This window comes from Nocardia elegans NBRC 108235 (genome assembly GCF_001612845.1).
Classification (GTDB): domain Bacteria; phylum Actinomycetota; class Actinomycetes; order Mycobacteriales; family Mycobacteriaceae; genus Nocardia; species Nocardia nova.
Window position 1 is genome coordinate 38,667 of record NZ_BDBF01000017.1, and the last position, 16,275, is coordinate 54,941.

Below are 16,275 nucleotides of genomic sequence, written 5' to 3' on the forward strand. Positions count from 1 at the left end.
GCGGCGACACGATCGTGATCGGCGCCGAGCCGACCAGAAATCGCCCCACCTCCTCCGGCGGACGAACGGTCGCCGACAACCCGATGCGCTGGGCGGGCCGCTCGGTGAGCTGGTCGAGCCGGGCCAGCGACAGGGCCAGATGCGCCCCGCGCTTGGAACCGGCGATCGCGTGGACCTCGTCCACGATCACGGTGCCGACCTGCGACAACGTCTCGCGGGCCGCCGAGGTGAGCATCAGGTACAGCGATTCCGGGGTGGTGATCAGGATGTCGGGCGGCTTGCGCTGCAGGGTCCGCCGGTCGGCCGGGGTGGTATCGCCCGACCGCACGCCGACGCTGATCTCGGGGGCGGGCATACCGAGCCGCGCGGCCGTGCGGGTGATGCCCACCAGGGGTGCGCGCAGATTGCGCTCGACGTCGACCGCGAGGGCCTTGAGCGGGGAGATATAGAGCACGGCGGTGCGCTGCGGGCCGGACGTGGGTTCGCGGGTGGCGAGCCGGTCGATCGCCCACAGGAAGGCCGACAGAGTCTTACCGGACCCGGTCGGCGCGATCACCAGGGTGTGTTCTCCCGCGGAGATCGCCTCCCAGGCTCCCAGCTGGGCGGTCGTGGGCGCGGGGAACGCACCGTCGAACCACTCCTGGGTCGGCCGGGAGAACTGCTGCATGGGTTCAGTGTGCACCCGGGCACCGACATCGAGACCCGGCGGCGAAGTCCCTCGGGCGCATTTCCCGGTCTCGAGCTCGCCGGACGGGGTCGCCGACGCGGACGGATCGGCGCCGGTCCACGACTCGTCCCGATAGGCTGGCCGCGACTGCGGTGGCTAACCGACGATGGGACCGATATGAGCGAGCGCCCCGACACTGTGACCGCGATTCCGGCCGACCCCGCACAGGTGACGAACGACCCCGCCAACCCGCCGGTCCCGCCCGGCGCGATGCTGCTCGAATTGGTGCCGGTCCCGGTGCGCGATATCGACCGGGGAATCGAGTTCTATCGCGATCGGCTCGGCTTCCATCTCGATGTGGACGTGGCTCCGGCGCCGGGCGTGCGGATCGCGCAGCTGACTCCACCCGGTTCCGCCTGTTCGATCCTGCTGTCCGAAGGCGTCGCCACCGCGGACGGCGCGGTCGGCTCCCTGCGCGGACTGCATCTTGTCGTGGCCGATATCGAGGCAGCCCGCGCGGAACTCGTCGCGCGGGGCGTCGGCGTGGGCGAGATCGACGATGTCGGTGGTGGTGTGCTGTACGCCCATTTCGCCGACCCCGACGGCAATACCTGGAGTCTGCAGTACATGCCCTGGCGGTAGCCGCGGCCGTTCATTGCCGAACGGTGGCGATCGGCCGACTGGGCCGCGCATCGCGCCCCTCGCCCGCTAGTGTTTGAGACTATGCGTAACAGTAACGGGTTACAGCGGCGTGGCCTGGCGATCGGATGCGGCGGCACGGTGGGCGCGGCCTGGATCGTGGCGGCGCTCGCGGCGGTGCGAGATGTCCTGCAGTGGGATCCGCGCGAGGCCGATGCGCTGATCGGCACGTCCGCCGGCGCGGAAATGGTGACGATGCTGGCCTCGGGAGTCTCCGTCGACGATCTGATGGCGATGCAGCGCGGCACCGTCGCCGATCCGATCCTGGCCCGGCATATGGCCGACGAACCGGGCCGCTTCCCGCCGCTGCCCCGTCCCCGCCTCGGCGCCCCGCGAATGGCCTTGCACGGCAACCGTTCTCGACAAGCCCTGCTGACCGCGGGCAGCCGGCTGCTGCCGGTCGGCGGCGGCGATGCGAGCTGGCTGCAGCGCCTGGCCACCGATCTGAACCGTGACCGGGACTGGTTCGACCATCCATCCGCGTGGCTGGTCGCGATGGACTACGACTCCGGCGAGCGGGTCGCCTTCGGCGCACCGGAGGCGCCGGCCGCGACGATCGGCCAGGCGCTGCGGGCGTCGTGGGCGGTTCCGGGCTGGTTCCCACCCGTGCCGATCGCCGGACGGCGGTTCGTCGACGGCGGCGCCGCCTCCACCGCCTCGGTGGATCTGCTGCTGCCGCTGGGCCTGGACGAACTGGTGGTGCTGACACCGATGGCCTCGGCGCGGTCGGTGCCCGCCGGCGGACCGGGACACTGGCTAGAGCGTCAGCTCCGCGGGCCGATGAGCGCGCAACTGGAATCGGAGATCGCCGCCGTGCGCGCGGCCGGAACCCGCGTGTTGCGGCTGGCGGTGACCGCGGCCGACCTGGCGGTCATGGGCCCGAACTTCATGGACGGCCGCCGGCGCGGCGAGACCTTCGAGCACAGTCTGCGCAGCACCCGCCGCGCCATGGAACGGAGTGAATTCGCATGAACCTGTTCGGTACCGGCTATCCGCCGATCGACCTGGCCGCGGCCCGCGTTCTCGTCACCGGAGCCGGTCGCGGCATCGGCCGGGCCACCGCGGAGTTGTTCGCGCACAAGGGATCCGACGTCGTCCTCGCCGATGTGGACGCCGCGGCCGCGACCGCCGCGGCGGCCGACCTCGGCGCCCGCGCGGTCGAACTCGACGTGCGCGACCGGGAGCGGTGGGACCGGGTCGTCGCCGATCTGGGCCGGATCGACGTCCTGGTGAACAACGCCGGAGTGATGCCCGCGGGCCCGTTCCTCGGTGAACCGGATGCCGTGGGGCACACCACGATCGATGTGAACGTCTGGGGCCTCATCCACGGCATGCGGGCCGTCGCGCCGGCGATGATCGACCGCGGCCGCGGTCATATCGTCAACGTCGCCTCGCTGGCCGGAAAAATCCCGCTGCCCGGGTTGGCGGTGTACAACGCGAGCAAGTTCGCCGCCGTCGGACTCTCGGCCGCGACCCGGCTGGAATTCGCCGAATCGGGGGTCAGCGTGAGCTGTGTGCTGCCCTCCGCGGTGCGCACCCGCCTGTCCTCGGGGCTGACCCTGGGCCGCGGGTTGCCCACGGTCGACCCGGTCGACGTCGCCGCCGCGATCGTCAAGACCTGCCGGACCCGGCGGGCCGAGGTGGCGGTGCCGCAGTATCTCGATCCCGTCGACATCGCGCTGGCGGCCGCCCCCGAATCGGTCGTGCGCATGGTGCGCGGGCTCTTCGACGGCGACCGGGCGCTGCATCCGGGGGACGCGGCGGTGCGGGCGGCCTACGAGGACCAGGTCCGCGCCATCGCGCGCGATCCGGAGCGTTGAACGCTCAGCCGAACCGAATGCCTTGTGCCAGCGGCAGTTCGGTGGAGTAGTTGACTGTATTGGTGGCGCGGCGCATATACGCCTTCCAGGAGTCGGAGCCCGATTCGCGTCCGCCGCCGGTCTGCTTCTCGCCGCCGAACGCACCGCCGATCTCCGCACCCGAGGTGCCGATGTTCACATTGGCGATGCCGCAGTCGGAACCGTCGGCGGCCAGGAATCGTTCCGCCTCGCGCTGGTCGCCGGTGAAGATGGCCGACGAAAGCCCCTGTGGCACAGCGTTGTGCAGGGCGATCGCGGAATCCAGATCGTGATAGGTGAGCACGTAGAGAATCGGCGCGAACGTCTCCTCGCGCACGATCGCGGTCTGAGCGGGCATCCGGATGATTGCGGGGCGTACATAATAGGAACCGTCGCCGCCGACCTCGACGCGCTCACCGCCGCAGATCAATTCGCCCCCGTCGGCGAGCGCACGGTCGATCGCCGCCCGCATCGCGGTGTGGGCGCGGCCGTCGATCAGCGGCCCGACCAAGACCGAGTCGTCGAGCGGATTGCCCACGGGCAGTTGGCGATACGCCGCGCTCATCCGATCCAGCAGTGGCCCGGCGATATCCACGTGCGCGATGACCCGCCGCAGTGTCGTGCACCGCTGTCCGGCCGTTCCCGCCGCGGCGAAAACCACGGCCCGCGTTGTGAGGTCGAGGTCCGCGGACGGGGTGACGATCGCGGCGTTGTTACCGCCGAGCTCGAGCAGGCACCGGCCGAAACGCGCCGCCACTCGCGGTGCCACCGCCTGCCCCATCCGCACCGATCCGGTGGCGCTGACCAGAGCCACCCGTTCGTCGTCGACCAGCTGGGTGCCGACGTCGGCACCCCCCTGGATCAGCTGGTGGATCCGCGGGTCGGCGCCGACGTCGAGGGCCGCGCGTCGCAGCAGCGCATCGCAGGCCAGCGCGGTCAGCGGCGTCGTCTGCGAGGGTTTCCACACCACGGTGTCGCCGCAGACCAGGGCGATCGCGGTATTCCACGACCAGACCGCGACCGGGAAGTTGAACGCCGAGATCACCCCGACCACCCCGAGGGGATGCCACGTCTCCATGAGCCGATGCCCGGGTCGTTCGGAAGCCATGGTGCGGCCGTACAGCTGGCGGGACAGGCCGACGGCGAATTCGCAGACGTCGATCATCTCCTGCACCTCGCCGCGCGCCTCGGCGCCGATCTTGCCCGCCTCCAGGGTGACGAGTTCGGCCAGCGCGTCGAGATTGTCGGCCAGTAGTCGTCCCAGCCGCCGCACCACCGCGGCACGTTGCGGTGCGGGGACGGATCGCCACGCCTGAAAAGCGCTGTGCGCCTTGTCGATCGCGCCGGTCACGTCGAATGCGGAGGTGGCCGGGACGCGCATCAGCTCGCCGCCGGTGATCGGTGTGCGGGCCGGCAGGTCGCCCGAATCGACCGGGTCGACGCCGAGTTCGAGCAGCAGGCGCGCGGCCCGGTCGCGCAGTTCGCCGGTGGTGGGCAGAACGGGTGCGGATGTCATCTGCGGCTCCGTTTCCGAAATCGGTTGATGGGGGGCTTCGCACCGGTGGGAGATCGTTTCCGGCCCCGGCCACCGCCCGCTGGGTTAGCCTTCGCTGATGGCGGATGCACCTGCGAAACCTGTTCTCGACGACATCGATCGGCTCCTGATCCGCGAATTGATGGCCGACGGCCGGGCCACGCTGTCCAATCTCGCCGAGAAGGCCAGTCTGTCGGTATCCGCGGTGCAGTCGCGAGTGCGTCGGCTCGAGGCGCGCGGCGTGATCCGCGGATATTCCGCCAAGGTCGACCCGGAGGCGCTGGGACAACTGCTCTCGGCATTCGTCGCGATCACTCCTCTCGATCCCTCACAGCCCGACGACGCTCCGGCCCTGCTCCAGCACATCCCCGGCATCGAGGAATGCCATTCGGTGGCGGGGGAGGAGAGCTACATGCTGCTCGTCCGGGTGGCCTCGCCCCGGCATCTCGAACAGTTGCTGCAGGAGATCCGCGCCACCGCCAATGTCCGCACCCGAAGCACCATCATTCTGCAGACATTCTACGACAGGTGAGACCTGATCGTAATTTATACGTTTGTTTGTAGTGAAACCGTAAATATTTTCGTATCCTGTGGGAGTGACCCTCGAACTGGAGCGCCCCGGAACGGCCGACGCGGAGGTCACGAACCCGGCGTCGGTCACTGCCTCGCGCGTACACGACATCCTGTCCGCCCACATGCTCGCCGACGGTTTCGATCTGGTGCTGGACCTGCGCAGATCGCGGGGACTCGACCTGGTCGACGCCCGGGACGGCACCGTCTATCTGGATATGTTCGGCTTCTTCGCCTCCTCCGCCTTGGGGATGAACCATCCGGCGCTGGCGGCGAACGCTCGCTTTCGCGCCGAACTCACCAGGGCGGCGCTCAACAAGCCCAGTAATTCCGATGTCTATACGGTCGCGATGGCGCGCTTCGTCGACACCTTCGCACGGGTCCTCGGCGATCCGGCGCTGCCGCATCTGTTCTTCATCGACGGCGGTGCGCTGGCGGTCGAGAACGCGCTGAAGGTCGCCTTCGACTGGAAGAGCCGCCACAACGCGATGCACGGCCGCCCGGCCGAACTGGGCACGAAGGTGCTGCATCTGACCGGCGCCTTCCACGGCCGCTCCGGCTACACGCTGTCGCTGACCAACACCGACCCGATCAAGACCGAACGATTCCCGGCCTTCGACTGGCCGCGCATCGAGACCCCTTATCTGCGCCCCGGCATCGACATCGAGGCCGCCGAGCAGCGCGCGCTGGCGCAGGCCTGGGCCGCATTCGCCGAAAATCCGCACGACATCGCGTGTTTCATCGCCGAGCCGATTCAGGGCGAGGGTGGCGATCGGCACATGCGACCGGAATTTCTGCGGCGCATGCAGCAGCTGTGTCACGAGCAGGACGCGCTGTTCATCGTCGACGAGGTGCAGACCGGCGTGGCGATGACCGGGTCGACCTGGGCCTACCAGCAGTTGGGCCTGCGACCGGATGTGGTCGCCTTCGGAAAGAAGACGCAGGTCTGCGGAATCATGGCCGGCGGGCGCGTCGACGAGGTGCCCGACAACGTGTTCGCGGTGAGCTCGCGGCTCAATTCCACCTGGGGCGGCAACCTCGCCGATATGGTGCGGGCCCGCCGCATCCTCGAGGTGATCGAATCCGACGACCTGGCCTCGCGCGCGAAGGAGCTGGGCGCGCTGCTGCTCGACCGGCTGCGCGCCCTCGCCGACCGGCACGAGCGGCTCACCGATCCGCGCGGTCGCGGGCTGATGTGCGCGGTGACACTGGATTCCGCCGAACTGCGCGATGCTGTCCTCGCGGAACTGCGCGAGCGCGAACGGGTACTGTTCCTCGGAACCGGCGACCGCGGTATCCGGTTCCGGCCGCCGCTGACGGTCACCGCCGACGAACTCGAGCGGGCGGTGGACGCCCTGGATCGCGTCCTCGCGGGCATGGCCGATCGCTGACGATTCCCAGGCTCGCGCGAGCGTGTCCGGACCGCCGTTGTGGCACTTCACCAGCGCTTTTCTGCTGGCGGGTAGCCAATAAGGGTACTGGTCGGTAGCCCCCACTGGAATTCCGCCGGGCTGCGCCACTGGTTACACTCCGGGGCATGACGAGTGTCCAGAGTCAGCCTTCGCCGGGTTCGGCGGGCGCCCCCGATATCCACACCACCGCAGGGAAGCTGGCTGATCTGCGCAATCGGCTGGAAGAGGCCAAGCACCCGATGGGTGAGGGCGCGGTCGAGAAGGTCCACGCCAAGGGCAAGCTGACCGCGCGCGAGCGCATCCTGGCCCTGCTGGACGAGGGTTCGTTCGTGGAGATGGACGCGCTCGCCCGGCACCGCAGCGTCAACTTCGGCCTGGAGAACAACCGTCCGCTCGGCGACGGCGTGGTCACCGGCTACGGCACCATCGACGGCCGCGACGTCTGCATCTTCAGCCAGGACTCGACGGTGTTCGGCGGCAGCCTCGGTGAGGTCTACGGCGAGAAGATCGTCAAGGTCATGGACCTCGCGCTCAAGACCGGCCGCCCGTTGATCGGCATCAACGACGGCGCCGGCGCTCGCATCCAGGAGGGCGTGGTCTCGCTCGGCCTCTACGGCGAGATCTTCCACCGCAACATCCAGGCCTCCGGCGTGATCCCGCAGATCTCGCTGATCATGGGCGCCGCGGCCGGTGGGCACGTGTACTCCCCGGCGCTGACCGACTTCGTCGTGATGGTCGACCAGTCCAGCCAGATGTTCATCACCGGCCCGGACGTCATCAAGACCGTCACCGGTGAAGAGGTCACCATGGAGGAGTTGGGCGGCGCCCACACCCACATGGTGAAGTCCGGTACCGCGCACTACGTCGCCTCCGGCGAGCAGGACGCGCTGGACTGGGTGAAGGACCTGCTGAGCTACCTGCCCAGCAACAACCGCGCCGAGGCCCCGCGCTTCCCGGCCAGCGACCCGATCGCCGGCGCGATCGAGGATTCGCTGACCGAGGAGGACCTCGAGCTCGACACCCTGATCCCGGATTCGCCGAACCAGCCCTACGACATGCACGAGGTCATCCGGCGACTGGTCGACGACGACGAGTTCTTCGAGGTGCAGGCCGAGCGCGCGATGAACGTCATCGTCGGCTTCGCCCGCATCGACGGCCGCAGCGTGGGTTTCGTGGCCAACCAGCCCACCCAGTTCGCCGGCTGCCTCGACATCGACGCCTCGGAGAAGGCCGCCCGGTTCGTGCGCACCTGCGACGCGTTCAACATTCCGATCATCACGCTGGTCGATGTTCCGGGCTTCCTGCCGGGTACGGGCCAGGAGTACAACGGCATCATCCGCCGCGGTGCGAAGCTGCTCTACGCCTACGGTGAGGCCACTGTGGGCAAAATCACGGTCATCACCCGCAAGGCCTACGGCGGCGCGTACGACGTGATGGGCTCCAAGCACATGGGCGCCGATGTGAACCTGGCGTGGCCCACCGCCCAGATCGCCGTCATGGGCGCTTCGGGCGCGGTCGGCTTCGTCTACCGCAAGAAGCTGCAGCAAGCGGCCGCGGAGGGCGCCGATGTCGACGCACTGCGCCTCGAGCTGCAGAACGAGTACGAGGACACGTTGGTCAACCCGTACGTGGCGGCCGAGCGCGGCTACGTCGACGCGGTGATTCCGCCCTCGCGCACCCGCGGCCAGATCGTCGCGGCGCTCCGCTTGCTCGAGCGAAAGATGGTTACTCTACCGCCGAAGAAGCACGGCAACATTCCGCTCTGATCCGACGATATGTGCGGTAGCGGAGGCACACTTTCCGGGAGAGTGGCGAGTTCGTACCGCGCACGATTGCCGCATCCGGGTGAAGATGGTAGGAAAAGGCCCTCATTCGATGAGGGCCGCACGAATACCGTTCGCGGCGTGGGTTCGTCCCGCGCCGCGAACGCCGGGCCCCCTCGGTCCGGCACAGAACAGGAGGAGTTGGCGCTGTGACGGCTGTGGCTGACGAAGAGATATTGCGCGCTGCCGAATTGGATTTGGCGGTCGACGAATTCGGTGACGGCGACACCAGGCTCGCATCCGACACCGCTGTCGTCGAGGCCGAGGTCGGCCACGGGCCGGTCATCCGTGTTCTGAAGGGTTCGCCTACCGACGAGGAACTCGCCGCTCTGGTCACCGTGTTCGCCGCCGCGGGCGCGAACGCCGACGCGGCGCCGCAGGATCAGGGCCCGGTGGACAACTGGGGCCGGCCCACCATGATGCACCGCGGTACCTCGCCGTTCTCCCCCTACGCCTTCCCCTATCTGTCGCACATCCGCGGCTGACGTGACGGGATTCGTTCTCGGCTCCGCCTCCCCGGCGCGACTGCAGGTGTTGCGTGCGGCCGGGCTGGATCCGGTGGTGCGAATATCCGAGGTCGACGAGGACGCCGTCGCCGCGGCGCTCCCGCCGGACACACCACCCGCGGGCGTGGTGACCGCTCTCGCCCGAGCCAAGGCCCACACCGTCGCCGCCGCATTGATCGCCGACGCCGCCGCGTCCGTAGACGGTCCGGCCGCCCCGGATTCCTACGGCATTGTCGCCGCGCGGTCCCCGCGATTGGTGGACGACTGCGTGGTCGTCGGCTGTGACTCGATGCTGTTGGTCGGCGGCGTGCTGCAGGGCAAGCCCCATACCCCGGACGTCGCCCGCGCCCGTTGGGCCGAGATGGCCGGGCGCAGTGCCGATCTGCTCACCGGCCACTGTGTGCTGCGCGTGCGCGACGGCGCGATCGTCGCCGACGCCCAGGACTGCAGCACCACCACCGTGCATTTCGCAGCGCCCGGCCCGGCCGAGCTGGATGCCTATATCGCCACCGGCGAGCCGCTGCGGGTGGCCGGTGCGTTCACCCTCGACGGAATGGGCGGCTGGTTCGTCGACCGCATCGACGGTGACCCGTCCAGTGTCATCGGAATCGGCCTACCGCTGCTGCGTCGCCTCCTGGGCGACGTGGGCGTCGGAATTGCGCAGCTGTGGCTCCGTGCGCAGCTGCGGGCCGACGCGATTGGCTGACGGCGTCGGTAGTCGCGGTCCGGTCCCGGCCTGATCGGGGATGTGAGCGGGATCCGGGAGCGTGCTCGCCAGCGCCTCCAGATGGATCACGCAGAGTTCCGGGCCCACGAACGGGTGCAGCCGGACGTTGACCGCATCGCGTCCGCCGTTGCGGTCCAAGACTTCGCGCATCAGGCCCTGATGCACACCGCAGACCACCTCGGAGTGGGTGCGCGCCAATTCGCGCAGCGGGCATGCGGTCAGGCGGATGTTGAGCTGGTCGCCGGTTTCGGAGGCGGGATCGCGCTCCGGGGCGAAACCCAATTCGGAGCTCACCGTCACCGCGACATCGCGCGCATCGTCGAGCGAGGCGATGGGCTGTTCGAGCTGTTCGACCTTGGCGCCCCACGCGCGCCCGGCCGTCACGGCCAATTCGGAACGCCGGCGGGGATCACTGCCGAGCTGATCGGCCAGCACCTGCGCGAGATCTTGATAACCGACCGATCGCTGCACCGCCGTGTATCCGATGCGCGGGCGGCCGCGGCCGCGAGGCGGCTGCTGGAATTGGCGGACCAGCGATTCCCGGGTGAGAACATCCAGATGAAAGCGGACGGTGGTGACGTGCTGTCCGGTGATGCGCGCCAGTTCCTGGGCATCGAGAGGCTCGCTGGCGCCGCGTAGGATCGCTAGCAGGCGCCGTCGTGGCCAAGAATCGGACATAGCTCACCCCTCCTCCCATGTGACTTTATCGGACGAAGCTGCGACTTAATCGCGCTTCATCCGATTCGTGATGTGAAACCGACGGCGCACATTGTTCGCACCTACGATCGGTACTGCCCAGCCGCCCATCGTCTACCACGCGTGAAGGATCTTCCACCGTGCCCGTCGCTCCGGACTCTCATCCATCCTTCGGCTCTCATGCATATCCACAACGATTGGTAACCACTGAGTGGCTGTCGGCAAACATCGGTACCCCTGGCCTCGCGATCGTCGAGTCCAACGAGGACATCCTGCTCTATGACATCGGCCATGTGCCAGGGGCGGTCAAGATCGATTGGCGCGCCGAGCTTACCGATCCGCTCACCCGCGACGTGATCGACGGCGCCCGTTTCGCCGAACTCATGCGTGCCAAGGGCATCGCGCGCGAGGACACGGTCGTCGTCTACGGCGACAAGGCCAACGGCACCGCCGCCGCCACCGCGTGGGTCTTCGGCCTGTTCGGGCATCCGGATGTGCGGCTGCTCGACGGCGGCCGGGACGCGTGGATCTCCGAGGCCCGCGACACCACCTTCGAGGTGCCCGACGTCGGGCTGGGGGAGTATCCGGTCGTCGAGCGCGACGATCGCAGCGCCCGGGCCTTCCTCGACGATGTGCGCGCCTGCCTGAACGACGGCGGAACCGGCGCCGGGCTGGTCGACGTCCGCGCGGCAGGGGAGTACACGGGCGACGACGACCGCATCCGGGACCGCCCGGAGGAACAGTCACTGCGCGCCGGGCACATTCCGACCGCGATCAACATCCCGTGGACCGCGGCGGTGGGCGGCGACGGCCGATTCCGCAGCCGGTCGGAGCTCGAGGAGATCTACGCGCCGCTGCTGGGCGCCGAGGACACCATCGTCTACTGCCGCATCGGCGAACATTCGGCACACACCTGGTTCGTGCTGACCTCGCTGCTGGGCGTGGCGAATGTGCGCAACTACGACGGCTCCTGGACCGAGTGGAGCAACGCTGTGCGCACGCCGATCGTCAAGGGAAGTGAACCGGGTTCGGCTCCGGTCGCCGTGTCGGCGGCGGCACAGTCGGTCTAGGGTGTTGTTCACGTCACGGGGGTCCGGGCTACTGTTCGGTAGCCCTATCCCTGTTCGGAGTCTGTTGGCACACTGCCTACACTCACCCGAGACGTAAGTTGTCCAAAGCACAGGAGGCTCAGTGCCCAGCCATGCCAGCGCGCAGATCACGAAAGTCCTGATCGCCAATCGGGGCGAGATCGCGGTGCGTGTGATCCGGGCCGCCAAGGATGCCGGTATCGCCAGTGTCGCCGTGTACGCGGAACCGGACGCGGACGCGCCATTCGTCAAATTGGCCGATGAGGCATTCGCGCTCGGGGGGCAGACCTCGGCCGAGTCGTACCTGGTCTTCGACAAGATTCTCGACGCGGCGCGCAAGTCCGGCGCCGACGCGATCCACCCCGGTTACGGCTTCCTGTCCGAGAACGCGGATTTCGCCCAGGCCGTCCTGGACGCCGGGCTGATCTGGATCGGCCCCTCGCCGCAGTCGATTCGCGATCTGGGTGACAAGGTCACCGCTCGCCACATCGCCGAGCGCGCGCAGGCTCCGATGGCCGCGGGCACCAAGGATCCGGTGAAGGACGCGAACGAGGTCGTCGAGTTCGCCAAGCAGTACGGCGTCCCGGTGGCCATCAAGGCCGCCTTCGGTGGTGGTGGCCGCGGCATGAAGGTCGCCCACACCATCGAGGAGATTCCCGAGCTGTTCGACTCGGCCACCCGCGAGGCGACCGCCGCCTTCGGCCGTGGCGAGTGCTTCGTCGAGCAGTACCTGGACAAGGCCCGCCACGTCGAGGCCCAGGTGCTGGCCGACAAGCACGGCAACGTCATCGTCGCCGGCACCCGCGACTGCTCGCTGCAGCGCCGGTTCCAGAAGCTGGTCGAGGAGGCGCCCGCGCCGTTCCTGTCCGACGAGGTACGCGCCAAGATCCACGAGTCCGCCAAGCGGATCTGCAAGGAGGCCGGCTACTACGGCGCCGGCACCGTGGAGTACCTGGTGCAGGGCGAGACCGTGTCGTTCCTCGAGGTCAACACCCGCCTGCAGGTCGAGCACCCCGTCACCGAGGAGACCTCGGGTCTGGACCTGGTGCGCTGGCAGTTCCGCATCGCCAACGGCGAGGAGCTGACCATCACCGAGGACCCGGCCCCGCGCGGACACTCGATCGAATTCCGCATCAACGGTGAGGATGCCGGCCGTGGGTTCCTGCCGGCACCGGGCCCGGTCACCGTCTACAAGGAGCCGTCCGGCCCCGGCGTGCGCGTCGATTCCGGCGTGGTCGCGGGCAGCGTGATCGGCGGACAGTTCGACTCGATGCTGGCCAAGCTGATCGTCACCGGCGAGAACCGCACCCAGGCGCTGGAGCGGGCCGCGCGTGCGCTGGCCGAATACGAGATCGAGGGCTTGGCGACGGTGCTGCCGTTCGACCGCCACATCGTGACCAACCCGGCGTTCGTCGGTGACGGCACCAAGTTCGACGTCTACACCAAGTGGATCGAGAACGAGTGGGAAAACACCATCGAGCCCTACACCGGTGGCCAGCCCATCGAGGACGAGGAGGAGGGTGCGCGCCAGACGGTGGTCGTCGAGGTCGGCGGCCGTCGCCTCGAGGTGTCGCTGCCGGGCCAGTTCAGCGTGGGCGCGGGTGTGGCCGCCGCCGGTGGCAACGGCGCGGGCGTGATCCGCAAGAAGCCCAAGCCGCGCAAGCGTGGCGGCGCGGGCGCCTCGGCCGCCTCCGGTGACGCCGTGACCGCCCCGATGCAGGGCACCGTGGTGAAGGTGGCCGTCGAAGAGGGCCAGTCGGTCGAGGCCGGTGACCTGATCGCCGTGCTCGAGGCCATGAAGATGGAGAACCCCGTCAACGCGCACAAGTCCGGTGTGGTCACCGGTCTGGCCGTCGAGGCCGGCGCCGCCATCACCCAGGGCACCGTGCTCGCCGAAATCAAGTAGGCAGCAAGCGATTTCGTGAAGAACCCCGCTCCGCAACGGAGCGGGGTTCTTCACGTTCTGGGTAGAGAACCGACGGCAACACGCACGAGACCTAACCGGCGTGCGGAGAGTGTTGTTTACCGGGCTCTGTCGGTTTGTCGTGCTTGGTTTCGGAATAGCTTGTGGCATGCGGGATTTCGAAGGGTGGCGGCAGCACGCCGGTGGGGAAGGGCAGCAGCCGGCGCGGTGGGATGACCGCGGTCGTGTATTCCGGTTCCGGGGTCGCCGGGGCCGCGGTGGTCGGTGCGGCGGTGGTCACCTCGGGAGGGGTGGTCGACTGCTGGTCGGAGGGAGTGCGGGAGCCGCTGCTCAGCAGGGCCGTGCACCCGGCGACGACCGCGAGGGCGACGATGGCTGCGCCGATCAGCGCGGCGGCGACGGTGAGAGCCGAGCGTCGTGGCGGTGCGGGTGAAACCTGCTGTGCCGTTGAGGACAAGGGATGCGGCCGGCTGGATGGTCCGAGTGCTGTGGGCGGTGCGAGGGCATCGGCCGGTGTGCCCGGGCCCGGCAGGACGCGAGTCGGGCGTGCCGCACCGCGCGGCCGCCCGGCCGCGGCACCCGCGAATCCGGGCACGGGCGCCGGTCCGGAGTCGAATCGTCTGGTCGTCGCGGGTTGCGCGGCCGCCAGGGGCGAAGGACCGAATTGTCCGCGTGCCGCTGGTGCGGGCCCGGGCTGCCCGCTCGCCTCCGGTGTCGCGCCTGGATGCGGCGTCTGCGACTGCTCGGATTGCAGGACCGGCGGTGGGTGGTCGACGGTGATCGTTCCCGCCGCGACCCGGGCCGCCGCCGCCAGCTCGCCCGCGGTGCGGTAGCGGTCGTCCGGCCGCTTCGCCATCCCGCGGGCGACGACGGCGTCGAGCGCGCCGGGGACGTGAGCGGCGACCGCGGAGGGGCGCGGCGGAGGCTCGTGCAGATGGGCGTGCAACTGTCGGACCGCGTCGGTATCACCGAACGGCCTTCGCGCGGTGAGGCATTCGTACAGCACGCAGGCCAGTGAGTACACGTCCGAGCGAGAGTCGCCGTGCCCGGTGAACCGTTCCGGCGCCATATAGGCGAGCGTGCCGACCGTGAAACCCGTTGCGGTGATGGTGGTTTGCCCCGCCGCGCGAGCGATCCCGAAGTCGATGAGATACGCGAACCCGCTGGGGTGCACGATGATGTTGGCGGGTTTCACGTCCCGGTGCACCAGCCCGGCCGCGTGGGCGGCGTCGAGCGCCTCGGCGATCTGCGAGATCAGATCGATCGACTCCGGCACCGCCATCGCACTCGACCGCACCAGCCGCGCCAGATCCACACCCGGGATGTAGGCCATATCCAGGTACAGCCGCCCGGCGTATTCGCCGAACCGATGGATCGGTGCGATATGCGGATTCTCCAGATGCGCTCCGATCCGGGCCTCGCGCTCGAATCGCCGCCGGTAATCCGCGTCCTCGGCCGCGCTCCCGGACAAGATCTTCAGCGCGACGGTCCGCGCATCCGCCGGGTCGTACGCCAGCCACACCTCCCCGGCCGAACCCCGGCCGAGCAGCCGATCGAGGCGGTACCGCCCGAACTCCCGCGCCGTCATCGCATCCGCCCGAGGTGCCTACCGGGGCGGATGAAGGGGCCGGGGGCACGGCGGCTCGCCGGTATCGTCCGCGCCCCGAGCCTCGCGTCGCTGGTCTGCGGCCGCGTCTCGGTACTCGGCTGTGGTGCTGGACCGGTCGTCGCGGCGACGAGCGGGGCGGCAGCGGTGCCGATGCCGCGCTGGCGGAACATGAGACCGACGATAGTGCGGATGTGCGGCCTGCGGTACCGCGGGTGGAATGCCGCGGCGACGGGCCCGCTCACCCGCGCCCCGCGCGGTAATCTCGTGCCATGGCTGATTCTCCCGACGTCCGCATCGGTACCGCGGAGCGCGAGCAGGCGATGCAACGCCTGTCGGAGCACTTCGCCGCCGGGCGGTTGTCGGTCGCCGAGTTCGACGAGCGCAGCGGTCTCATCGCCGCGGCGGTGACGCGAGGTGATCTGGCGCCAGTGTTCAGCGACCTCCCGGCCGTCGTGCCGGAGCCGCCGGAACCGCCGGAACCGGCCGCCGCGCAGCCGGGTGGGCGGCGCGAGTTCGCCGGTTCGATGATGGGCCTGGTGGTGATCATCGCGCTGGTGCTGTTCTTCACCACCCATACCTGGCTCTGGTTCCTGCTGATCCCCGCGGCCGGCATCATCACCGGCGGCCTCCAGCAGCGCGGCCACGATCGCCGGTTGCTCGACGGCGACGACCACCGCCTGCTCGACCGTCGCCGTCGCCGTCGCCGCGACCGTCGCCGGAGGTTCTGATGGAACCGATCGAAATCAACGCCGGCAGTTGGTATCTGCGTGCGCTGCGTGCCGACGACCGCATCGACGACCGCCCGGCTCTGGCCGACGGCGGCATCGCCGATCCCGGCTATGTCGAACGCCGTGCCCGCGACTGGGCGGAACAGACCGGGTATTCGTGGGCGGTGTGCGAGCCGACCACCGCGGAACTGGTCGCCGAGATCGTGGTGACGCCGCAACCCGATGGCACCGCGGAGATTTCGGGCTGGTCGCGCGAGGGCTACGATTCCGCGTTGCAGTCCGGCCTGACCGCGGTGAACCGATTCGTCGCCGGAGCCCTGGGCCTGCAACCTCTGTAAGGCGCGCTGAACGCCCTGTGCCGCAGCACTTTTCGCGTCGAGCGGTCGGGGTCGCCGATTAAATCGGTGGATTGCCGGGTGTCCGTACCCGTACCGTGAAGACTCCGAAATCAAGC

At 69.2% G+C, this 16,275-nt stretch carries 15 protein-coding genes and 1 pseudogene; 12 read left to right on the plus strand and 4 right to left on the minus strand.

Annotated elements, in window-relative coordinates; translation table 11 throughout:
* Positions 1–118: 118 nt before the first annotated feature.
* Positions 119–667: pseudogene (locus NE2_RS37775) on the minus strand (DEAD/DEAH box helicase); the annotation flags it as partial.
* Between the two features lie 270 nt (positions 668–937).
* Between NE2_RS37775 and NE2_RS14115 the strand changes: the two are divergent.
* The 3 genes from NE2_RS14115 (at position 938) to NE2_RS14125 (ending at position 3,186) form a co-directional block, all read left to right on the plus strand.
* Positions 938–1,309, plus strand: a complete 372-nt coding sequence (locus tag NE2_RS14115) for a VOC family protein (RefSeq protein WP_063026503.1) — start codon at positions 938–940, stop codon at positions 1,307–1,309.
* An 81-nt stretch (positions 1,310–1,390) separates the two neighbouring features.
* A complete protein-coding gene (locus NE2_RS14120) occupies positions 1,391–2,338 on the plus strand; it encodes a patatin-like phospholipase family protein (protein ID WP_063026337.1) in 948 nt (315 codons plus the stop codon).
* Complete coding sequence (locus NE2_RS14125; protein ID WP_063026339.1) at positions 2,335–3,186, plus strand: SDR family NAD(P)-dependent oxidoreductase; 852 nt, start codon at positions 2,335–2,337, stop codon at positions 3,184–3,186. Before NE2_RS14120 ends, NE2_RS14125 begins: the two co-directional genes overlap by 4 nt.
* Positions 3,187–3,190: 4 nt before the next feature.
* Here NE2_RS14125 and amaB read toward each other — a convergent pair whose 3' ends face one another.
* Positions 3,191–4,720: an L-piperidine-6-carboxylate dehydrogenase gene (gene amaB, locus NE2_RS14130; RefSeq protein WP_063026341.1), complete on the minus strand. Its 1,530-nt coding sequence runs from the start codon at positions 4,718–4,720 to the stop codon at positions 3,191–3,193.
* A gap of 97 nt (positions 4,721–4,817) precedes the next feature.
* Here amaB and NE2_RS14135 point away from each other — a divergent pair, with 97 nt between their 5' ends.
* From NE2_RS14135 to NE2_RS14155, 5 genes are all read left to right on the plus strand, one after another.
* Positions 4,818–5,270 (plus strand): Lrp/AsnC family transcriptional regulator, encoded by a 453-nt coding sequence (locus NE2_RS14135; RefSeq protein WP_030513603.1) that lies wholly within the window; start codon positions 4,818–4,820, stop codon positions 5,268–5,270.
* Positions 5,271–5,334: 64 nt separating this feature from the next.
* Positions 5,335–6,699, plus strand: a complete 1,365-nt coding sequence (gene lat / locus NE2_RS14140) for an L-lysine 6-transaminase (RefSeq protein ID WP_063026343.1) — start codon at positions 5,335–5,337, stop codon at positions 6,697–6,699.
* Positions 6,700–6,845: 146 nt separating this feature from the next.
* Positions 6,846–8,486: an acyl-CoA carboxylase subunit beta gene (locus NE2_RS14145; protein WP_063026345.1), complete on the plus strand. Its 1,641-nt coding sequence runs from the start codon at positions 6,846–6,848 to the stop codon at positions 8,484–8,486.
* A 206-nt stretch (positions 8,487–8,692) separates the two neighbouring features.
* Positions 8,693–9,028, plus strand: a complete 336-nt coding sequence (locus NE2_RS14150; protein ID WP_030513606.1) for an acyl-CoA carboxylase subunit epsilon — start codon at positions 8,693–8,695, stop codon at positions 9,026–9,028.
* Between the two features lies 1 nt (position 9,029).
* On the plus strand, positions 9,030–9,755 hold the full coding sequence (locus NE2_RS14155) for a Maf family protein (RefSeq protein WP_063026346.1): 726 nt from the start codon (positions 9,030–9,032) through the stop codon (positions 9,753–9,755).
* Here the strand turns inward: NE2_RS14155 and NE2_RS14160 are convergent.
* The gene (locus NE2_RS14160; RefSeq protein WP_030513608.1) at positions 9,663–10,454 is read right to left on the minus strand and encodes a helix-turn-helix transcriptional regulator; all 792 of its coding nucleotides are present in this window, start codon (positions 10,452–10,454) and stop codon (positions 9,663–9,665) included. The genes NE2_RS14155 and NE2_RS14160 overlap by 93 nt on opposite strands.
* Positions 10,455–10,612: 158 nt before the next feature.
* Here NE2_RS14160 and NE2_RS14165 point away from each other — a divergent pair, with 158 nt between their 5' ends.
* A complete protein-coding gene (locus tag NE2_RS14165) occupies positions 10,613–11,542 on the plus strand; it encodes a sulfurtransferase (RefSeq protein ID WP_063026348.1) in 930 nt (309 codons plus the stop codon).
* Between the two features lie 121 nt (positions 11,543–11,663).
* Positions 11,664–13,466, plus strand: coding sequence for an acetyl/propionyl/methylcrotonyl-CoA carboxylase subunit alpha (locus NE2_RS14170; RefSeq protein ID WP_063026350.1), 1,803 nt, complete (start codon positions 11,664–11,666; stop codon positions 13,464–13,466).
* Between the two features lie 91 nt (positions 13,467–13,557).
* Here the strand turns inward: NE2_RS14170 and NE2_RS14175 are convergent, their stop codons facing one another.
* The gene (locus NE2_RS14175; protein ID WP_063026352.1) at positions 13,558–15,072 is read right to left on the minus strand and encodes a serine/threonine-protein kinase; all 1,515 of its coding nucleotides are present in this window, start codon (positions 15,070–15,072) and stop codon (positions 13,558–13,560) included.
* A 290-nt stretch (positions 15,073–15,362) separates the two neighbouring features.
* Between NE2_RS14175 and NE2_RS14180 the strand changes: the two genes are divergently transcribed.
* Together NE2_RS14180 and NE2_RS14185 are read left to right on the plus strand one after the other, a co-directional pair.
* The gene (locus NE2_RS14180; RefSeq protein ID WP_063026354.1) at positions 15,363–15,821 is read left to right on the plus strand and encodes a DUF1707 SHOCT-like domain-containing protein; all 459 of its coding nucleotides are present in this window, start codon (positions 15,363–15,365) and stop codon (positions 15,819–15,821) included.
* Positions 15,821–16,159, plus strand: a complete 339-nt coding sequence (locus NE2_RS14185) for a hypothetical protein (protein ID WP_063026356.1) — start codon at positions 15,821–15,823, stop codon at positions 16,157–16,159. The genes NE2_RS14180 and NE2_RS14185 overlap by 1 nt, the downstream gene beginning before the upstream one ends.
* Positions 16,160–16,275: the final 116 nt, after the last annotated feature.

Coding starts and splice junctions, on each gene's coding strand:
- NE2_RS14115 (WP_063026503.1), top strand. CDS start 938: ATGCTGCTCGAATTGGTGCCGGTCCCGGTGCGCGATATCGACCGGGGA.
- NE2_RS14120 (WP_063026337.1), top strand. CDS start 1,391: ATGCGTAACAGTAACGGGTTACAGCGGCGTGGCCTGGCGATCGGATGC.
- NE2_RS14125 (WP_063026339.1), top strand. CDS start 2,335: ATGAACCTGTTCGGTACCGGCTATCCGCCGATCGACCTGGCCGCGGCC.
- amaB (WP_063026341.1), bottom strand. CDS start 4,720: ATGACATCCGCACCCGTTCTGCCCACCACCGGCGAACTGCGCGACCGG.
- NE2_RS14135 (WP_030513603.1), top strand. CDS start 4,818: ATGGCGGATGCACCTGCGAAACCTGTTCTCGACGACATCGATCGGCTC.
- NE2_RS14145 (WP_063026345.1), top strand. CDS start 6,846: ATGACGAGTGTCCAGAGTCAGCCTTCGCCGGGTTCGGCGGGCGCCCCC.
- NE2_RS14160 (WP_030513608.1), bottom strand. CDS start 10,454: ATGTCCGATTCTTGGCCACGACGGCGCCTGCTAGCGATCCTACGCGGC.
- NE2_RS14175 (WP_063026352.1), bottom strand. CDS start 15,072: ATGACGGCGCGGGAGTTCGGGCGGTACCGCCTCGATCGGCTGCTCGGC.
- NE2_RS14180 (WP_063026354.1), top strand. CDS start 15,363: ATGGCTGATTCTCCCGACGTCCGCATCGGTACCGCGGAGCGCGAGCAG.
- NE2_RS14185 (WP_063026356.1), top strand. CDS start 15,821: ATGGAACCGATCGAAATCAACGCCGGCAGTTGGTATCTGCGTGCGCTG.